2 tRNA genes are annotated in these 382 nt (G+C 49.5%); both read right to left on the bottom strand.

Annotated features, from left to right (window positions below):
• Positions 1–75: 75 nt before the first annotated feature.
• A tRNA-Ala gene (locus HX778_RS15470) sits at positions 76–151 on the bottom strand.
• Positions 152–264: 113 nt separating this feature from the next.
• A tRNA-Ile gene (locus HX778_RS15475) sits at positions 265–341 on the bottom strand.
• Positions 342–382 lie beyond the last annotated feature (41 nt).

A 382-nucleotide genomic window follows, 5' to 3' on the forward strand; every position in this document is an offset into this window, starting at 1 on the left:
GGATTGTTAAAGAGCAAATACTTCGCAGCACACCGTTGCCGGTACACTCTGAAGTAGTTTTGGTGCATGAAATGATGGTGGAGCTAAGCGGGATCGAACCGCTGACCTCCTGCGTGCAAGGCAGGCGCTCTCCCAGCTGAGCTATAGCCCCATCGATTTCGTAAAACCTTTTATTACCGTGAATTTTCATCTGGTCAAGGCGCAACTTAGCGACGCATACTTAAGTATGCGAGTCTGAGGTGCAACGCAGAACAGGGGAAAATTTGGTAGGCCTGAGTGGACTTGAACCACCGACCTCACCCTTATCAGGGGTGCGCTCTAACCACCTGAGCTACAAGCCTATAAGGTTTTACTGCTCGTTTTCTATCAGACAATCTGTGTG

This window comes from Cedecea sp. P7760, from assembly GCF_013386425.1.
In the GTDB taxonomy this organism is placed as follows: domain Bacteria; phylum Pseudomonadota; class Gammaproteobacteria; order Enterobacterales; family Enterobacteriaceae; genus Cedecea; species Cedecea selenatireducens.